Raw genomic sequence first — 19448 nt, 5'->3', positions numbered from 1 at the left:
GTGAAAATTATTCTTTCTTATTTAACTTTTATTGGCAGGGTTACCATAAATGTACTCCCTTCACCTTCTTTGCTATTAAAAACTATCTGCCCGCCAAGGTTCTCTAAGTGACTTTTAATAATATTAAGTCCAATACCTGTGCCGGCGTTTAGCAAAGCATTTTCGGCACGAAAATAACGGTTAAATATATACTTCTGCTCTTTCTCTGGAATTCCCATACCCTCATCGGCAACCTGAACGGTAAGTTCCTTTTCACTTGCTTTTGCTTTCACTTCAATCACATCCCCTTCCGAAGAATATTTAATTGCGTTATTTATTAAATTGGTCAGTATTAATTCAAGAATTTTTTCGTCAAACTCTAAGGTAATGTCATCAATGTTTTGTGGGTATTCAATGCGCTGTCCATCCTTTAACATCATATTGGCATCGTAAATTACCTCGTTTACAACTTTGCTTAAAGGGAAGGTACTGAATTTGTAAACAGTTTTCCCAGTTTGTAAACGCTCAATTGATAAGAAGTCGTTTAAAATATTATCTAGGTATTTAACCTTTGCTTTAATTGTTTTTAAATGCTTGTCACGTTTATCCTGTTGCTCTTCTTTTGTGTATTTACCAATAAGAGTGGTAGAAGTATGGATCCCACTTAGTGGGGTTTTAAACTCATGAGAAACCATGGAAAGGAACTTTGTTTTCAATTCATTGAGTTCCCGTTCTTTCTGTAAAGACTCCTTCAGTTTGTTTTCGGCTGCTCGTCGTTTCTCTACTTCTTCTTGCATTTGAGCCACCGTATTTTCCAAGGCTTGGGTACGTTCGGTAATTTTATCTTCCAAATTGGCATTAAGTTCCCTTATTTCTAATTCTTGTTGTTTTCGTACGGTGATATCACTCACCAATGCCATAACATAAGCATTTTCATAAATTTGGAATGGATTGAGTCCTGCTTCAACAGGAAATTTAGTGCCATCTTTTCGTAGCCCATACAAGTCGCGACCGTGTCCCATTTGTCGCCTGTCGCTGTGTTCGATAAAGTTGTCGAAATGGCCTCTATGGCTTTTATGATAATCTTTCGGGATTAATAGGTTGAGATCTCGCCCTAAAAGTTCATTTTCCTCATATCCAAACATGGTATTTGCTGCTCCATTACTAGCTACAATTTCCTGTTTTTCATTTACAATGATAATACCCTCTGAAATAGCTTCAGAAAGTAATTTAAAAATATTACCCTTTTTTTCTTCAAAAACTTTCACATATCAAAAATAAACATTTTACTGTTGATGTGAAACCTGATTTATATCATTTAATACACAGCTTCCATTGAGTATTTTTATACTGTAAAACATTTAATTATGATGATGACCCAACCACCACCAAAGCTAGTTCTATACCAAAAATTGGGCGAACTTTTTTACGCAATAGCAGCAGCCGATAAAGTAATTAGAAAGGCCGAAGTCGACACCCTACGCACTTTAGTGAAGACCCACTGGAAAAATTTAGATGCTCTGGAAGATGAGTTTCACAGTGATGCATCTTATCAAATAGAAATTGTTTTTGATTGGCTGGACGACAAGCAAGTGAACCCAGATGAATGTTTTGAAGATTTTAAGGACTTCAAAAAAGAAAACCCAAATCTGTTTTCAACAACTATTAAAAAACTTATTTGGAAAACAGCAGATGCCATAGCTGCATCCTTTGCAGGCAAAAACAAGTCTGAACTTATTATGTTAGCAAAACTGAAAATATTACTACAAGAAAACAATACACACGTTTAAATTATGCGCATTCTATTAATTTATTTTTTAGTTTTTATAGTATTTGCCTGTAAAAATGATCCTAAACAAACTGAATCTGAAACAGAAACTGATAAAAATTTGGTTGAAACTGTAAAAGACTCTGTACCAACAAACCGTGAAGACGTGGAGTTAAAAAAACAACAATCTATTATTCTAAAGCAAAAGACATTAAAAGAAAAACCTGATGAAAAGTTTGAGCTACAGGAACTCATAATCGCGAAAAATTTTAAAAAAGAAGCTGACCTATATACCTTAGACTTTCACTATCCTTTATTAAATGAAAAGATAAAGGCGGGTTATGCTAACTTCAATGAATACATCAATGATTATTACGTAGGTATTACCGCCATCGAAGCCAGGATTCTTGAAGACGCAGAACTTATTTGCGACACTGTTGCCACTAACCGGTTTCGGGAAAAGCGCACTATTGATTATAAAATATATAGCGTCAATGACAAACTGATAAGCATGCTGTTTTACAAAGAAAATTTTTATCGACGAACCTTGCACCCTTCTTATTCTTTCGATTGTATAAATTTTGACCTAGAACAATCTGTATTTATGACCTATGAAGACTTCTTTGTAGAAGGCAGTGAAGAAGACCTCCGGAAAATATTAAATAATCTTTTAGTTGAAAAAATAACTGCCGGCGATATGTATTATGACTGTTGGGAAATTACAGTCGATGACTTTTTTGAGTACAAAAATAATTTTGTAGTGAATGATACTTATATAGAATACTATTTTGATGATTGTGTCATCTGCCCTTCCTATACAGGTAGCTATTCCATAAAAATTCCCCTGGAACGCTTAATGCCAATACTTCGAATAAGCAAACGAAACCCATTGTTTGGATAAGGAAATTTTGGTATCTTAAAGTTCACAAATATAAAGCTATGAAAAGTAATTTTAAATCCATCATTAATTCTGAAACACCTGTACTGATTGATTTTTACGCCGATTGGTGCGGTCCATGCAAATCGTTGGCTCCCATATTAAAACAAGTTAAAGATGAGTTGGGCGATACTATTAAAATAGTGAAGATAGACGTAGATAAAAATCAGCCTTTGGCCGCCCAATACCAAGTGCGCGGTGTGCCTACTATGCTCCTATTTAAACAAGGAAAGCAATTGTGGCGACAAAGTGGGGTTTTGCAGAAAAACGATCTTATTAAGGTAATCAATCAGCATAGCTAATAAAACTAAATCAAAGCATAGATCATACACAGCTAAAAGCCACTACTACTGCAATTAGTATAAAAACTGTTTGATGAAGCGAAACTATATGGTTTATAAACGGTATATGTAAAGATTGGCTATGTGTATTTACTAGTAAACGAATTAAGTAATCACCAAGCAATGGACAAATTATAATATATTTTGTGTTGAAATGGAAGCTGCTGGTCTTTATACCATTGCTGCAAAATACAAGGTACAAGCTTTGGCTATTTTGACCATTTCAGATTCATTAGTTTCAAAAAAGGAAATTTCTTCAGCAGAACGGGAAAACACTTTCAATACTATGATCGATATTGCGTTGAATATTTTTTAGTCCAAAAAGAATCAACACAGATTATCAGATGGCTAAATTTTAAAGGTAATCACTGGTATTTTGCTATGGTTTACCACATCTTCGCCAATACTTCCGGAAAAAAAGTGAGCCAGACCGCGCCGGCCGTGTGTAGGTATTGCAATTACATCTGCCTTAACTTTATTACTGTAATTAAAAATGCCGCTTTCCACTGTATATGAATTTTGAAAAACAACATTATTGATAGTATGTGCATCATCCAATTTGCTTTTACTTAAAAAATTGACGATTCGCTCTTCAATTTCATAGGTGCTTTTAAATTGTTCAGCAGGTAAATGCACGTACAATAACTTTACTTCGGCGTCAAATACTTGAAAAAACTTCATAGCCTTATAATAGGCAGGTAAGTTTTCATCTTTAAAATCACTGGCAAAAACCGCTTTGTCTATTTTAAAATCCACTTGATCATCTTTTATAACCAATACTGGAATTTCAGAAGTACGCACTACTTTTTCGGTATTGCTACCCACAAAAACTTCATTCCATCCTGTGCTGCCGTTAGACCCCATAACAATTAAGTTGCAATTAAAGTCTTTTGCAAGCATACCTAGTTCTGTAAAAACCTCATAATTTTGTACTGTAGTTTGTACTTTAATCCCTTCTAAAAAACTTTTATCTAAATATTCATCAAAACGTTTCTCGGCTAGTTTCATATAATACAATGCTTCCATCACTTCGCGGGATTCGTCTCTATTTACAACCGCTTCGCTGAGACCTAACATATGCACAACAACTAATTCTCCATTGTGTTTTTTTGCGATTGTAGCAGCCGCTTTTAAGGCATAATCTGCGTGTTTTGAAAAATCGGTTGGTACTAATATTTTTTTCATAATTATGTTCTTTACTGTTTTTATTTTGCTGTAAATAGCGAATGGCGTTTTTCGAGTTGTCGCTTTAAGTCACGAATAGTTTCCTTCAAGGCCGATTCATAATAGGTATTAGTCGAACTTGCAAATATCCTAGGTCCTGGGGCACTAAGCTCTATTTCGCAAATACAATCCATTCCTGTTTTATCTTGTCCTTTTTTAAAAAATACTTCGGCACGAATTAACCAATCATACTGTCTGGCAAGTTTATTGAGCTTTTTTGTTAGGTACGTATCTAACGCTTCACTAGCTTCCATTTTGACATACTGAACATTAATTTCCATAGCTTTATGGTTTTAAGTTTCCTCAAATATAAATTGAAACTTCATAAAGAAATATGACTTTTATCAACCTAGCATATTTTAATAAAGTGGAACCGTTCAATAAACCCGATGTAATCGCATAGTTCTTTATTACTAATGTAGCATTCTTGCCAATTTCCATTAGGTTAGTAAGATGGTAACATAAATTTATGATAGCTTCAAAACTTTTGAAAATAAAATTATTTCATTCAAAAAGAAGTATACTGAGTATTGAAAATACCTACCGGAGTTATCTTAAACCATTTAGTTCTTTTAGTAAAGAACTAAATAGTTTATAGTATATTTGTCCCAGTATTATGGAAAAAATTAATTTAACAGAAAAGCAAAAAGAATTGTTGGAGACCTATGGGGTTATCCAAGAACAGTTTGGTTTGTCTCCTGCGTCTGCTAGAGTAAACGCACTGTTAACTGTAATTGATCAAAAAGAGCTTACTTTCGATGAAATTAGAGCTATTCTTTGTTTAAGTAAAAGTGCCACCAGTAATGCCATCAACAATTTATTGACCATAAACTATATTGGTTACCGAACAAAATTGGGAGAACGCAAACGTTATTTCTTTTCTCGAATGGATCAATGGCAGGATTCTTTTAGAAAAAATCTAGATGGATTTAGAGAATATAATAAGGTTATGAAAGCTATCCTAGCGGAAAGGACACCTGAAACAAAAGATTACAATACTAAAATAAAAGAACTAACTCAATTTATAGACTACTATAGTGAGGAGGCAAAAAAAATTATAGATAACTGGGAGAAAAAATAACTGTTTTTTTATCCATAATAGTTCTTTTATTTCAGAACTAAACATTTATATTTTAACTAAAAGAATAATATGTTCTATTATATCGCAAGCAAAAAACCAAAACTCGAAGTGAGTATCGTTGAAAATTGTTCAGAAGCAGACTTAGAAAGGGTGTTCCTTTTTATAGATGCTCTAGCAGAGACGCCAGAAATGGAAATTGTTTTTAAAGTGCTTCCTTCCGTAAAGAAACAATTTACGAAAACATTAATGTCATATAACTGGAATCCAGTTTATGCTTACAATATTGAAGAAAATATCCCCAAATGATAGAGTTTTGGAATACCCATAAAGAAGCAATTCTCTTCGCAATTGCTGTCGTTGTTATTGTATTGCTTTTACGTTTTTTAACCAAGCTACTTCACAATCGGTTAGAAAAAAGATTCCGTAAGAAGCATCACGGAGAAGAGCCAACGACCATACATTTAATTCAAAAAATCTTAAATGCACTTTGGATTGTGTTAGGAATAATGGCACTCGCATTTATATTTATTGATGAAGAAAAACACAAAGCTGCCACAGAGAACTTTTATCTAGTTTTATACTTAGGTGTCGTTTCGGTTATCACTTTAGTAGCAGCATCGGTGGTGCAGACTTGGTTTTTAAGAAATATCAAGGAGAAAACAGTTGCAAATCAGGATACGACTAGTTACAAATTTTTAAGATACATAGCCATTTTTGGGGTGTATTTTATTGGTGGTTTATTAATCCTTATAGCTTTTGAATCCATGCGTAGCTTTGCTGCTACCGCCCTAGGTGGTGCTGGTGTTCTTGCTGTTATTGCAGGGGTAGCTTCACAAGAAGCTTTAGCAAATCTTGTGGGAGGTTTGTTTATTGTTTCGTTTAAACCTTTTAAAATAGGTGATATCATCAAGCTTGATGAAACGATGGTAGGAACGGTAACCGATATTACCCTACGCCATACTATTATACGGAACTACGAAAACAAAATGATTGTCATTCCCAATTCGGTAATCAATAAAGAAAAACTAATTAATTACGATTTGGGCGACCGCATGTGTTGCCAATGGGTAGAAATTGGAATCTCCTACGATAGTGATATCGATTTGGCAAAACACATTATGCGAGAGGAATGTGAAGATCACCCTAATTTAATAGATAACCGAAGCGAGCTAGATAAATACAATAATGAAAAGAAAGTAGCTGTGCGAGTTATAACACTAAACGATTCGGCTGTTACATTGCGCGCCTGGGCTTGGGCAAGTAATTTTACCGACGCTTTTCAAATGAAATGCGATTTGTACGAAAGCATTAAAAAGCGTTTTGATAAAGAAGGTATTTCCATTCCATTTCCGCATAGAACGATGGTTTTTAAGGAAGAACAACTTCAAAGCCTAAAAGAAGAATTAAAACCAGTAGGTAATACCCCAAATCAAAGTAAAGATAACACGCAGAATCTATAATGATATCAAGCGAAATAGGAATTATATTTTATTACGTACAAATATTATAAAATCGAAAAAAACACTCTTAATAAAACTAAATGAACAAACCGACACTACTTATCATAGCTTTTTTAATCACAGCTTTTGCGCCTGTTTTTGGCCAAGAAAAAGAAAACACGGAGCAGCCTGCAGATTCGCTACAACAAAAAGCATCGCAGAGCATTAAAGAGAAATTTCCGCGCACCCGAATACTTAACTTTGAATACGACCAAAGCCTTAGTCGAGATTTTAACTCCGAACTCTTTGATCAAGAATTTCAAGAAGGAGAAATCAAGGCGCAACGTAATTTTAATGCTTCGGTAAATATCCCTATCTATAAAACTAGAAAATGGGGGGTAACAGGTTCATTAAACTATCAATTTAGTGAGTTTGAGTTTGACAATATTGAAACCACAGATATTACTGTATTTGAACAAGATGGTACTGTGAATTTCCATAATTTTTCAGCAGCAATAAGTTCCACCTATTTTTCAACCCTTTTTAAAAAACCAGTTATTTACAATGCTTCCTTAATAGTAGATGGTAATGACGAAGGTCTAGAAAGGCTAAAAGGATTGGCAGGGCTTTCTTTTATTTTAAAAAGAACAAAACGCACTACTATAACATTGGGAGCTATCGTTTTTATAGATCCCACCTCACAAATACCATTTTTTCCAACCTTTACATACAACCATAGGTTTAAAAACTCTAAATGGGAAGTAGATTTTATATTACCCCAACGATTATTGTTCAGGAGACCTGTAGGAAAAAATGGTCGTTTTTCTATAGGAAGCACATTTGGGTCAACTGGATTTTACGTGAACGTGGATAGTCCAAACTTTGCTGAAGTGTTTGAGTACAGCCAGCTAGAAATAAAATCTGGGATTATTTATGAACACCGTTTCAGTAATTATCTAATAGGTACCTTCCAAGGAGGAATACAAAACTTTATTAGTAACCGTTTAACTGAAAAGGGCGAACCCACAGGCGATTTCATCTATAAAAATGAACAGGATGCAACAGGATATTTTCAAGTAGGGTTTTCAATTGATCCTTTTGCGGGTAAAAAGAAGTAAATAGTAACCTTTAATTTTATTAATCTAACTAATGTTCTAAAACATAAAAACTATGATAAAAATCAAAAAAATAGAGGGTACAGATATTTTTGAATTCTCGATAGATGGGGAAATTGATAAAGAAAGCGTTAAAGATTTTTACAAGCTTTTAGAGTTAAAAGCCGAACAGCATCAAAAAATGAAATTGCTCGGCACTATTAATGAGTTTCCAAGTTTTAAAGACTTTAAAGCATTTAGTTCTACTTTAAAAATGAAAGTAAAAGCTATTCACAATATAGGGAAGTATGCAATCATATCAGATAAGGAATGGATAGAGACCTTGTTGCCCGCAGGAGATTTTTTGACACCAGGGATACCGATGAAACACTTTGACCTTGATGAACGCGAAGAGGCTATAACTTGGTTAAGAAAAGATGATGTAAAAACCTATAGTGAAGATGAGTACTTGTCAAAAATGAACATCGAAAACATTAAAGGGACCAACATTTATTCGTTTACATTAGACGGGAAAATAGATGAAGGCGGAATGATCGCACTTTACAATATCCTGAAAAATAAGAACCGTAAAGGTAAAATAAGCCTTTTGGCTACCTATAAAGATTTTGATGGCTTTAATAGCTTTAAAGCCTTTACCGAAGGTCTAAAAGTAGATTTTGGCGCCATTGGAAACATAGAGAAATATGCCGTCGTGACAGATAAAAAATGGGCGCATAAGCTTGTTAAAATAGAAAGCAAAGTCCTTCCTGGGATTACGATGAAAGGGTTTGCTTTAGACGAAGCAGACAAAGCCTTGGAATGGCTAAAAAGCTGATCTATATTATATAGCCCTACAAAAAAAACAAGGGTTTGACCTTCACCTAAGGTTAAACCCTTGTTTTTCAATCACTAATATATTTATACACATTGAAGTTTTAATAGTGCATTGATAGTACTATTTTTAGTTTTTCAATGTAAAGCTTCCTTGTACTTTATCAAAAAACTCATCTTTTAATCGCCTGTACTTATCCAAGTGGTACAAATAGCTTTTCCGATACGCTTCATGCTCCTTTATAAATGTCATATCGCAGTTCATGTCTTCACATTCGGCAATATCCACCCTAGAGTTACTGTAATTTAGCAAAGCTCTTAACAGGCTGTTATTTTCAACTTTCTTTTTTTGAAATCGCTGCAGAACATTTTTGTCCTCCAGTTTTTCATTTATGGTACACATATTCACTAGGTTGTTCACTTCTTTCTCAATGTATTTCAAATGGTTAACCCAGTTGTCTAATTCAATAGTGTTTATTTTATGAGTAACGTCCACATCATTGTCATGTTCATATATTTCAGTATTTAATTCCATCGTTTCTATTTTAAACAGTTACATCTTTTCTTTTATCACTCTCTACTTGAGCAACGGCAACAATTTTTAATTCCTGTTGTCCTGTCGGAAAGTCCCAGATTACTGTATCACCTTCGGAATAACCGAAGAGTGCTGAACCCATTGGAGTGAGAAATGAAATTTTATTTTGCTTCAAATCTCTTTCTGTTGGAGTTACCACCTGCAATGTACGTTCCCAACCTTTTTCTGAAGCAACCTTAACCTTGCTATAAAAACGAATGATTTCTTTAGGCATATCTTCTTCATCCACTATTTGGGCATTTTGCAACTCATCACTAAATTTTTGCAATGATTGTTGCGTGTCAAAATCTTTGGCATAGCCAGAAATATTGATGATGCGCTTTAAATACACATACTCTTTTTTTTCAATAATGATACTTCCGTACTTCATTTCTCTTTCTTTTTAATTAGACAATTATGGAAAAATCCCTCGCTCTACATAAGCTTTTTCAATACGCTGTATCGCTAAGCAATAAGCAGCAGTACGCATATCCATAGATTCCCGTTCAGAATATTCATATACTTTACTAAAAGACTCCTTCATCTTTTTGTCTAACTTGGCCATTACTTCATCCAATTGCCACAACTCTCCATTTCTGTTTTGTAACCATTCAAAATAACTACCCACAACACCTCCAGAATTACAGAGAATGTCTGGTATAATGGTTACTCCTCGTTCTAACAGTATTTTTTCACCATCTACATTGGTAGGTCCATTAGCTCCTTCGGCAATTAATTGTGCTTTGATGTCTGGCGCATTTTCTTTAGTTATTTGATTGCCTAAAGCCGCAGGAATACAGATGTCACAATCGGTACTGAAAAAATCCTTGCTATCCATTTCGTCCGCTTCAGGGAAATTACCTATACCTCCGTTGTTGGCTTTACTATAATTATTAAGATCCTCAACATGGATTCCTTTTGAGTTGTGAATACTTCCTGAAGCATCTTGAACCGCTACTAATTTAGCACCTTCTTTTTCAAGAAAATGTGCAGCCCAATAGCCTACGTTTCCAAAACCTTGAACAATAAATCGTTTTCCATTAAGGTCTTCATTATTCCGTTGTGCCCAGAACTTAATATTTAAGAATACACCATATCCAGTTGCACGGTCACGTCCTTCCAATCCACCACTTCCGGCAGGTTTTCCAGTTACTACGTGTTGGTTGGCAGAACGTTCTGCTGGTGGCCGTGTACTCATATATGTATCTGCCATCCACGCCATGGTTTGGCTATTGGTATTTACATCGGGTGCAGGAATATCGTGTTCAGGTCCTATGTTATCTGCTAAGGCAAAAGTAAATCTACGCGTAATTCGTTCTAACTCACTTTTTGAATATTTTTTAGGATCTAACTGAATCCCTCCTTTACCACCTCCATAAGGCAATCCAGCCAACGAAGTTTTCCACGTCATCCACATAGCTAATGCTCTTGCGGCATCAATATCAACAGTAGGATGATACCGTAAGCCTCCTTTGTAAGGTCCCAATGCGTTGTTATGCTGCACTCTGTATCCTGTAAATATCTCTACATCCCCATTATCCATTTTCACAGGAAAATGTACCACAATTTCGTTATTAGTAATACCTAGTATTTTACGAATACTTGGGTGCAATTCTATTTTATCTGCTGCACTGTGAAACTGTTCCATCACATTTTCCATCATGCCTCTTGTAGGTTGCTTTTTTTGCTTTTTAACCTCTGATGTTGCTATCATAGCTTTTATTTTAATTTGATTGTAAGACATACCTAAATCATTCTTGTTTTTTCTGAAAAAGGTTTCGTCTTAAAAAATTAGATTTGAGTTATTTTTTATTCTCTGAATAAATGAATTTGTTTTTAATGTGTTGCCAACTCGTATTCCATTTCAGGAACAGGCGAGGGTTGATTTTCATCTTCAAATAGTGCTTCGTCATATTCACTGCATGACCATACTTGGCTTTTTTGTTCGGTCAATACACACGTATCTTTATGCTCACAAGTGGGGCAAATATTAAATGAATTTGTTTTCATAGTACATCTTTATAATTTGATATACTAAAGACAATCTGTATGCCATTACATGTCAAGAGACACAAAACACAATTTAAACCCTTGATATATAAGGGTTTTTACAATATTTGGATAAAAAATTAAAATGAAGAAATGGAACAAAATTACCCAGTCTGGAAAATTTGTCCCGGTTGTAAAATTACTCTGAAAGTTTTTGGCGGATGGTTTTACGATCAATACCTAAAATTTCGGCAGCTTTGGTTTTATTATTTTCAGTCGCGTTCAACACTTTTTGTATATATCGTTTTTCCATCTCTTTTAAAGGTAGTAGTGCTTTCTCTGGGAAATCAATGTTGAACTTTAACGAATCGGGCAGATGATCCACCTCTATTGTGCCATCGCACATAATAATGGCTCGTTGTATTATATTTTCCAACTCTCGAATGTTTCCAGGCCAATCGTATCGATTTAAAATAGCTAAGGCTTCTGGGGTTATTTTTACAAAGCGATCTTTATATTCCAGGCCGTATTTAAAAAGAAATTTGTCTACTAATAACGGAATGTCTTTTTTGCGCTCTCGAAGTGGGGCTACGTCAATTTCAACAACCGTGAGCCTATAAAACAAATCTTCCCTAAAGGTTTCTTTTTTAATCATTTCCTTTAGGTCACTATTCGTCGCAGCGATAATTCGGACATCAATTTTTTCAGCTTTTTGTGCCCCTACTTTAGTCACTTCTTTTTCTTGTAACACCCGTAATAATCGAGATTGCACTACGGTAGAGGCATTACCGATTTCATCGAGGAAAATAGTGCCGCCGTTGGCCGCTTGAAAAAATCCGTCACGATTTTTTTCGGCTCCTGTAAAAGCTCCTTTTGTATAACCAAACAACTCGGACTCCAATAAGTTTTCAGGAATACCGCCGCAATTTACAGCGATAAAAGGGGCTCTCGAAAATTTTCCTTTATAATGAATAGCGCGAGCCACCAGTTCTTTTCCGGTACCGCTCTCCCCTTTTATAAAAATAGTTGCTTTATTGTTCTTTACACGCTCGATAATTTGAATTACATCGTTTATTTTTTCCGAAGAACCAATTATATCGCCATACGGTTCGTTGTCTTGGTTGGTTTGTTTGGTTACAGCCGTTTCATTGGTAGAAATTTTAGGGTTGTTGTCCGTATCGGCTTGTAACGTGCCATCAACTGCCGTTTTTAATTCATCTTTGGTGAAGGGCTTTGTGAGGTACGCCACCACACCAGATTTAATTGCGTTAAGCGAATCTTGTATAGAGGGATAGCCAGTTACTACCAATTTGGGTAAATTTGGATAATGTTCTGAAACAAATTTAATAAGTTCAAACCCATCAATTTCAGGCATTTTCAGATCGGTAATCAACAAATCGATTCGGGTATCTCGCAAAATAGTGACTGCTTCTTTTACCGAAACAGCTCGATACGTATGAAAATTCCACGAACGCAGGTGACGCTGTAACAATTCCAATATATCGATATCGTCGTCTACAATAAGTATGTTTTCGCTGCGTAACTGCATATATTATGTTTTTGAAAGCCTAACGGTAAAGGTAGCACCTTTGTTTTTATTATTCTCGGCCTTAATAGTTCCTTTATGGCTCAATACGATACCGTGCACAACGCTAAGCCCCAGTCCTGATCCATCGCCTGTGGGTTTTGTACTAAAAAAAGGTTGAAATATTTTTTCGATTGCCTCTTCAGGAAGTCCAGGACCTTCATCGGAAATTTTAAGGACATTTTCTGTATCTGTCTGAAATGCTTTAATAGTCACCAATCCGTTTTTGGGCGAAAAGTAAATGGCGTTTATTATTAAATTGAATATAATCTGTGTAAGCTGAATGGTATCGGCTTTCAGCCATAATTCTTCTTCTTCGATTTTCACGACATATTTTACTTCTTCTTTTCGGAAGGTAGCGTCCAACAAGCTAATGGCATCCCTAATATTGGGTACAATGTTTACTTTTTTCATTTCTTGAGGCATTTCGCAGGCAAAAAACATCAGCTTTTTTACTACTTCTCTAGAAAATATGGTGTTATGAATAATTTTATCTAAATCGTTCGAAACATTTTTTTCGTTTTTGAATTCATCTTTTAACAATTCAGCAAAACCTAAAATATTGGCTAATGGCGTATTTAATTCGTGAGCAATTCCTGCGGTTATTTCTCCAATGATACTCAAACGGTCTGCACGCTCCATTTGCCTTTTTAAAGAGGCTTCATTCTGCTTAATTTCAATACGCTCTAATAGGTTTTCTATCTTTAAAGCTACATTGTCCAGCAACTGCTGTTCCTCTTTTAAAAAAGTACTTTTATCAGCGGTTAAAGATGCTATTATTTTTCCATTGAGTTTATTGAATACCTTAATGTCACTGCTGAGACCGACGTTTTCATTTACATTTCCCGTTTTAAAAGAGTTTATGGATGTTTCGATAGCTATTTCGGTGTATTTAGGAAATTGAAATGCTTTTTTTAAACTATATGCAATCGCTTTTAAGGTATCATCTAACTCTTCAACATTAGCACTGACGATAATTGAAGATACTTCGTATAAGCATGTTAATTCTTTTATACGTTCTTGTAGGGCTTCTTCAGTATGAGACATTCGCTAAATTTATGAAAATTAATATTTAAGTATCATCTAAATTATTTAAAAATACAGAAGCTAACTTCTCCTTTTTAAATTAATTTCAACTGATTAATGATGTTTTGCAAAGAATCTTTCGCATCGCCAAACAATAAGTTGCAATTGTCCATCCCGAACAAATCATTTGAGACACCTGCATACCCTTTGCTCATTCCTCGTTTCATCACAACTACTTGTTTACTTTGATATGCCTTTACAATCGGCATTCCGTAGATAGGACTGTCCTCATTGTTTTCTGCAGCTGGATTTACCACATCGTTCGCCCCAATTATCAAAACCATATCGTAATGGGCCATATCGCCATTTACTTGGTCCATTTCTTTTAAATGTTCGTAATCTATGTTGGCTTCAGCTAATAACACATTCATATGTCCAGGCATTCTTCCTGCAACAGGATGGATTATAAAATCCACTTGAGCATCTCTCTTTTCTAAAAGTTGTTGTAATTGTCCACAAAGATGTTGTCCTTGCGCTACGGCAAGACCGTATCCAGGGATTATTGCAATTTTATTGGCAAATGATAACTGCATAGCTGTTTCGGAAACGTTTGTTTCTTTAATATTTTGTTCTTCGGCATCTTCGGCTACTTTTCCTTTTTTAAACTTTCCTGCCAATACTTTAAGCAACGATCGGTTCATCGCTCTACACATTAGCAACGTTAACAAAATTCCTGCCGCACCAACAAATATACCACCGGCAATCATCGCTTTGTTGCCATAGACAAATCCTGCCAAGGCGGTGGCAATACCAGTAATTGAATTTAGTAATGAAATTACTACCGGCATATCAGCACCACCAATAGGCAATACGAACAACACGCCATAAACCAACGCAATAAATGCCATGACGTACGCTACTATTTCAAAAGGCAACGGTATTATTCCGAAGAAATAAAGAACAGGTATTAAAATAAATGATAATAAAAGGGTTCTAGAGCCTAAAACAACCATAACATTTCGGTTGTCTTTCGTTTTTCCCGCAAGTTTTCGATAGGCGATAACACTTCCTGAGGCTGCTACGGCTCCCGTTATTAATCCTAAAAGCAGTAATATTTGCATGCCCAGAAATGAAGAACCAAGGCTCGCTTGTTTTGCTTCAACAATACCCAGAAGCATGGCACAACCACCCCCAGTTGCATTAAACAAGGATACCAATTGTGGCATGGCTGTCATTTCGACTTTAGAAGCCATGATTTTTCCTCCTATGGTACCCAACAAGATGGCAACGGCTATTATAATAAGGTTAATGGAAGGGACGGTCTGCGTAGTGAGCATCCAAAAGGTACACAACACAGCAATTATCATTCCCGTAGCAGCAATTAAGTTACCGGCTTTAGCGTGTTTTGGGGAACTCATAAACTTCAACCCACCCAAAAAAGAAACGGTGGCCAATAAATAGCCAACTTCAACTAATACATTCATTTGAAATTATTTTTTGGTGGTGAACATTTTTAACATTCTTCCTGTGACAAAAAAGCCACCCGAAATGTTCAGAGCACCTAGAAATACGGCGATTCCGCCTACAGTGAGAGTTATATAATTTGTTGGTGGGACTTGAAACATCATAATCACGGCGCCTACCATAATTACGCCACTAATTGCATTAGCCCCGGACATTAAAGGAGTGTGAAGAATAGCCGGAACGTTTGCAATCACTTCGATACCGATGAAGATACAAAAGATTACAAAGTAGATAATATCAAGATTGTTTTGGATAAATTCCATATTATGCGAGTTCAAATTTATTGGTTAATAAAGGTTTTGTTATAGTTCCATTGTCAATCACTTTGCTCTTTTCCAGCAACACATCGTCTTCTTTGGTTGATTGAACTAAATATTTTAAGAAATTATAATAGTTTGTTGATAATAATTGTGAAGCAGATTGCGACACTTCCCTTGACAAGTGCGAATTGCCAACGATGGTAACGTTATTATAGGTGATGGTTTCTCCGGCTTGGGTCATTTCGCAATTTCCACCTTGCTCTGCTGCCATATCTATAATTACCGATCCAGATTTCATGGCGTCAATCGATCTTTTTTCAAGCAATAACGGCGCTTTTTTACCCGGTATGTTTGCAGTACAGATAACAATATTGGCATTGCGTATGCGCTCGTGAATCAATTCTTTTTGTTTCTTAAGGTATTCTTCAGATTGGGTAACGGCATATCCGCCAGCATCCTTCGCCTCTTCGGCACCTTCTACTTCTACAAATTTGGCTCCAAGGCTCCTAACCTCTTCGCCGGCAGATTTACGAACATCGAAAGCCTCAACAATAGCACCTAACCTTTTGGCGGTTGCAATGGCTTGTAATCCGGCAACACCCGCTCCTAACACCAATACTTTGGCTGGATTAAGGGTTCCGGCTGCTGTTGTAAACATTGGGAACGAACTGTTGTAATGAGAAGTCGCTTTAAGTACCGCTTTGTAGCCTGCAATGGAAGCCATAGAAGACAACACATCCATAGACTGCGCCAAGGTGGTTCGAGGTAATAAATCTAAACTATAAACGGTGGTGTTTTTATCCAAATATTTTTCGGCTCGCTTGGGATAAAACAACATATTAAAAATTCCGATTAACACGTTTTGTTTTCCGTCCAACATAAGATCAGTAACCTCATTAATAGAAAGGATATAATCTGAATTATTTAAAACATCCTCGCGACTTTGCAAACTTGCTCCCGCTTCTTTGTATTCGGTATCTGAAATCCCTAGTCCTTCGCCCAGCCCTTTCTCAACTTGAACTCCTATTTCTAGTAATTGGGTTAGCTGTTTAACTTCTTTAGGTAAAAAACAAATTCGGGTTTCGAATGCGGGTTCTTTGACCAATCCTATTTTTTTCATACGTTTATTTCAGAATTTGAAAATGTTATAGCATTATACTGACTAGTTTTTTAAGACTAGTCTATTTTCAATCGCTATGCCAAGGCTTTGCTTTTTGTGTTTTTAAAACAAAAAACACTGTTTATCAGTTATTTACATGTAAATATTACATAGTAAAAATGGGTAGTAATACCTCGGTTGATACTTTTTACCCCAATGTAGATAGTATTTCAGTAGATATTCTGAAATGTTTAAAACTCAATGAATTTTGATAGTTCATTTTACATAAACTATCCAAGTTTTCCAGAATAGAAAATGAAAAACAAATTTTATATTAAAAGCAGAGAACAATAGCATTAAAAGATCTATTGCGCTTATAAGAGACTCCTATAGGATTTTTTAAACTAAATATAAAAGAAGAGAAGAGCTATCACAACCTTTTTAATATTACCAACACTACATTAATTGGTATAACCGGTTTTAGTAAAAGAAAAAACCGACTAGTTTTTTGTTTTACTAAGTCGGTTTTTTTAAAAATATGTGTTTGTGTTATGCCTTTTTAAATTTCGAACTTATATACAATTCTCCTTTTTTAAGTCTTTCCCAATAAGCTACCATATCTGCATGTATTTCAGGGGACATAATATAAAGTCCTATTATATTAGGGAAAGACATAGCTAAAATCATCATATCAGAAAAACTTAACACGGCTCCTAAACTAGCGGATGCTCCTAATACCACGAATAATAAAAACATCACTTTGTAAATAAGCTCAGATTGCTTACTACGTCCAAATAAGTACGTCCACGAACGCATTCCGTAATATGACCAAGAGACCATAGTTGAAAAAGCAAATAAAAATACAGCAAAGGCAAGAACAGCTGGAAACCAAGAGATGACACTTCCAAAGGCATCTGATGTTAATTCTACACCTCCAAGGCCGCCGTCCACTTCGTGCATGCCTGTAAAAATTAACACTAAGGCGGTCATAGTACAAACTACCATCGTATCTATAAAAGGTTCTACTAAAGAAGTAAAGCCATCAGCTATAGGATTATTTGTTTTAGAAGCACTGTGAGCGATAGCTGCCGATCCTACTCCAGCTTCACTAGAAAACGCAGCTCGTTGCAACCCGATAATAAGAACTCCTATAAAACCTCCCTTTAGGGCATCGGCTGAAAAAGCACCGTTAAATATTGCTGAAAAAGCGCCTCCAATATTTTCAATATGAGTACCTATCACAATAAGACATCCCAATACATAAACTATAGCCATAAAAGGTACTACCTTTCCTGTTACGCGTGCAATACTATTAATTCCTCCAATGATAACCACACCTACTAGTACTGCAAAGAAAACTCCAAACCAAAAGCCGTACCCTTCTAAAAAAGGAAGTTGTTCCGATACTATTTTAAAAGCTTGATTGGACTGCAACATATTACCTCCTCCAAATGAAGCTACAACTCCTAACACGGCGAATAAAGCTGCTAAAAATTTACCCAAGCCTTTTAAATTTCTTTTTTCAAGACCGTAGCGCAAATAATTCATTGGGCCTCCAAAAATCCGACCATTTTCAATAATACGGTATTTTACTCCCAGCGTACATTCAGCAAATTTTAATGACATTGCAAAGAACCCTGCCATAAACATCCAAAAGGTTGCCCCTGCTCCTCCTAACGATATTGCTACTGCTACTCCAGCAATATTACCGAGACCAACAGTGGCAGAAACTGCGGTTGCCATTGCTTGAAAGTGTGTAATTGTACCCGGAGCATCAGGGTCGTCATACTTCCCTCTTGCCAAGTCAATAGAGTGCTTAAAGCCTCTAATATTTACAAATCCAAGACGGAATGTAAAAAAGATACTTCCTAAGATTAACCATATAACAATAAATGGGATGGTATTTGTTTTTATATCGCCATTAGGATGTTGTAGTGGTTGTGGTTCATCATATTGCACTAAAGCCAACATATGAGCCCCTTGTTCTATCACATCGGTTGTGTTGTTTGGGTTGAATATTACGTTGCCTTCAGCAACTAAATATTTTAAGTTCCCATTCCCTGAAGCATAAACTGGAATTGTATCTCCATTACTGGTTTCCAATATTGCTATTTCATCACCTTCTTTTACAAGTTCTCCTTCAGCAACTTTCCATTTTTTTAAATGATAAGTGTTATCTGTTGTAGCTTCCCAATTGGGAATAGGTATTTGTTTAGACTCTGTATAAACCACTGGATCATAAACTCCTAGATTAGCAAAAGGATCCCAAAAAAGTATACTTCCCAAAAAATCAACTGCAGGCTGTACTTTGCTATTGAACGTTTCTGTAATAGATTCTGTGGGTATTGTAAAGGTTTTTGAAGCAGTATTTCCAGCTGCGTCTGTAACTACAACCGAATGTTGCATACCTTCAATTAGCTTAGTTGATTTTTTAGATTCTAATGAGGTTGATTGATTACTCCATTTATATTGGTAAGGAGCCTTTCCTCCTTCTATTTTAATAGTCGCTATACCGTCATTAATTTCTTTAGAAGGATTGCTAAGCTCAATAATTACCTCCATATTGGATCCCGTATCACTTTGGGCGTTTAAATTGCTAAAGGCAAATAAAAATAAAATAGGTACAAGCAAATATTTTATATACTTCATATTAAAATCAAACTTTTACTAAAAATTAATTAAAAAAAATAATTTTTG

Annotated in this window: 21 protein-coding genes and 1 pseudogene; 9 read left to right on the top strand and 13 right to left on the bottom strand. The window is 35.5% G+C overall.

What is annotated here, in order from left to right:
* Positions 1–17: 17 nt before the first annotated feature.
* Positions 18–1247, bottom strand: a complete 1230-nt coding sequence (locus DZ858_RS09425) for a PAS domain-containing sensor histidine kinase (RefSeq protein ID WP_117159299.1) — start codon at positions 1245–1247, stop codon at positions 18–20.
* A 99-nt stretch (positions 1248–1346) separates the two neighbouring features.
* Here DZ858_RS09425 and DZ858_RS09420 point away from each other — a divergent pair, with 99 nt between their 5' ends.
* From DZ858_RS09420 to DZ858_RS09405, 4 genes and pseudogenes are all read left to right on the top strand, one after another.
* Entirely contained in the window at positions 1347–1769 is a 423-nt protein-coding gene (locus tag DZ858_RS09420) for a hypothetical protein (protein WP_239990753.1), read from the top strand.
* A 3-nt stretch (positions 1770–1772) separates the two neighbouring features.
* A complete protein-coding gene (locus tag DZ858_RS09415; protein ID WP_117159297.1) occupies positions 1773–2648 on the top strand; it encodes an RsiV family protein in 876 nt (291 codons plus the stop codon).
* Positions 2649–2686: 38 nt separating this feature from the next.
* Positions 2687–2986, top strand: coding sequence for a thioredoxin (trxA, locus tag DZ858_RS09410; RefSeq protein WP_117159296.1), 300 nt, complete (start codon positions 2687–2689; stop codon positions 2984–2986).
* Between the two features lie 157 nt (positions 2987–3143).
* Positions 3144–3341, top strand: a pseudogene (locus DZ858_RS09405) (phosphorylase family protein); the annotation flags it as partial.
* 32 nt (positions 3342–3373) lie between these two features.
* Here DZ858_RS09405 and DZ858_RS09400 read toward each other — a convergent pair.
* Positions 3374–4210 (bottom strand): universal stress protein, encoded by an 837-nt coding sequence (locus DZ858_RS09400; protein WP_117159294.1) that lies wholly within the window; start codon positions 4208–4210, stop codon positions 3374–3376.
* Between the two features lie 20 nt (positions 4211–4230).
* Positions 4231–4530 (bottom strand): HPF/RaiA family ribosome-associated protein, encoded by a 300-nt coding sequence (locus DZ858_RS09395; RefSeq protein ID WP_117159293.1) that lies wholly within the window; start codon positions 4528–4530, stop codon positions 4231–4233.
* A 335-nt stretch (positions 4531–4865) separates the two neighbouring features.
* Between DZ858_RS09395 and DZ858_RS09390 the strand changes: the two genes are divergently transcribed.
* The 5 genes from DZ858_RS09390 (at position 4866) to DZ858_RS09370 (ending at position 8698) form a co-directional block, all read left to right on the top strand.
* Positions 4866–5330, top strand: a complete 465-nt coding sequence (locus tag DZ858_RS09390) for a GbsR/MarR family transcriptional regulator (RefSeq protein ID WP_117159292.1) — start codon at positions 4866–4868, stop codon at positions 5328–5330.
* A gap of 69 nt (positions 5331–5399) precedes the next feature.
* Positions 5400–5636, top strand: a complete 237-nt coding sequence (locus DZ858_RS09385) for a hypothetical protein (protein WP_117159291.1) — start codon at positions 5400–5402, stop codon at positions 5634–5636.
* Positions 5633–6790 (top strand): mechanosensitive ion channel family protein, encoded by a 1158-nt coding sequence (locus tag DZ858_RS09380; RefSeq protein WP_117159290.1) that lies wholly within the window; start codon positions 5633–5635, stop codon positions 6788–6790. Before DZ858_RS09385 ends, DZ858_RS09380 begins: the two co-directional genes overlap by 4 nt.
* Before the next feature lie 80 nt (positions 6791–6870).
* Positions 6871–7887 (top strand): hypothetical protein, encoded by a 1017-nt coding sequence (locus DZ858_RS09375; protein ID WP_117159289.1) that lies wholly within the window; start codon positions 6871–6873, stop codon positions 7885–7887.
* 52 nt (positions 7888–7939) lie between these two features.
* Positions 7940–8698, top strand: coding sequence for a SpoIIAA family protein (locus DZ858_RS09370; protein ID WP_117159288.1), 759 nt, complete (start codon positions 7940–7942; stop codon positions 8696–8698).
* Positions 8699–8824: 126 nt separating this feature from the next.
* On the opposite strand, the gene DZ858_RS09365 is transcribed toward DZ858_RS09370, so the two are convergent.
* The 10 genes from DZ858_RS09365 to DZ858_RS09325 form a co-directional block, all read right to left on the bottom strand.
* A complete protein-coding gene (locus tag DZ858_RS09365; protein WP_117159287.1) occupies positions 8825–9229 on the bottom strand; it encodes a hypothetical protein in 405 nt (134 codons plus the stop codon).
* A gap of 10 nt (positions 9230–9239) precedes the next feature.
* Complete coding sequence (locus DZ858_RS09360; protein WP_117159286.1) at positions 9240–9659, bottom strand: GreA/GreB family elongation factor; 420 nt, start codon at positions 9657–9659, stop codon at positions 9240–9242.
* Positions 9660–9683: 24 nt separating this feature from the next.
* Positions 9684–10982 carry a Glu/Leu/Phe/Val family dehydrogenase gene (locus tag DZ858_RS09355; protein WP_117159578.1) on the bottom strand — a complete coding sequence of 433 codons (1299 nt, stop codon included), beginning with the start codon at positions 10980–10982 and terminating at the stop codon, positions 9684–9686.
* A gap of 122 nt (positions 10983–11104) precedes the next feature.
* Complete coding sequence (locus DZ858_RS15170; protein ID WP_158548362.1) at positions 11105–11278, bottom strand: hypothetical protein; 174 nt, start codon at positions 11276–11278, stop codon at positions 11105–11107.
* Between the two features lie 178 nt (positions 11279–11456).
* Positions 11457–12806, bottom strand: coding sequence for a sigma-54-dependent transcriptional regulator (locus DZ858_RS09350; protein WP_117159285.1), 1350 nt, complete (start codon positions 12804–12806; stop codon positions 11457–11459).
* A gap of 3 nt (positions 12807–12809) precedes the next feature.
* Positions 12810–13889, bottom strand: a complete 1080-nt coding sequence (locus DZ858_RS09345; RefSeq protein ID WP_117159284.1) for a sensor histidine kinase — start codon at positions 13887–13889, stop codon at positions 12810–12812.
* Positions 13890–13963: 74 nt separating this feature from the next.
* Positions 13964–15352, bottom strand: a complete 1389-nt coding sequence (locus tag DZ858_RS09340; protein WP_117159283.1) for an NAD(P)(+) transhydrogenase (Re/Si-specific) subunit beta — start codon at positions 15350–15352, stop codon at positions 13964–13966.
* Positions 15353–15358: 6 nt separating this feature from the next.
* The gene (locus DZ858_RS09335) at positions 15359–15655 is read right to left on the bottom strand and encodes an NAD(P) transhydrogenase subunit alpha (protein ID WP_117159282.1); all 297 of its coding nucleotides are present in this window, start codon (positions 15653–15655) and stop codon (positions 15359–15361) included.
* A 1-nt stretch (position 15656) separates the two neighbouring features.
* Positions 15657–16772, bottom strand: a complete 1116-nt coding sequence (locus DZ858_RS09330; protein ID WP_117159281.1) for an NAD(P) transhydrogenase subunit alpha — start codon at positions 16770–16772, stop codon at positions 15657–15659.
* A gap of 528 nt (positions 16773–17300) precedes the next feature.
* Positions 17301–19400, bottom strand: a complete 2100-nt coding sequence (locus DZ858_RS09325; protein WP_117159280.1) for an amino acid carrier protein — start codon at positions 19398–19400, stop codon at positions 17301–17303.
* Between the last annotated feature and the right edge of the window lie 48 nt (positions 19401–19448).

It is taken from the genome of Marixanthomonas ophiurae, assembly GCF_003413745.1.
GTDB lineage: Bacteria > Bacteroidota > Bacteroidia > Flavobacteriales > Flavobacteriaceae > Marixanthomonas > Marixanthomonas ophiurae.
Note: the sequence above shows the minus strand (reverse complement) of the source record. Positions and strands in the feature narration are given on the sequence as shown.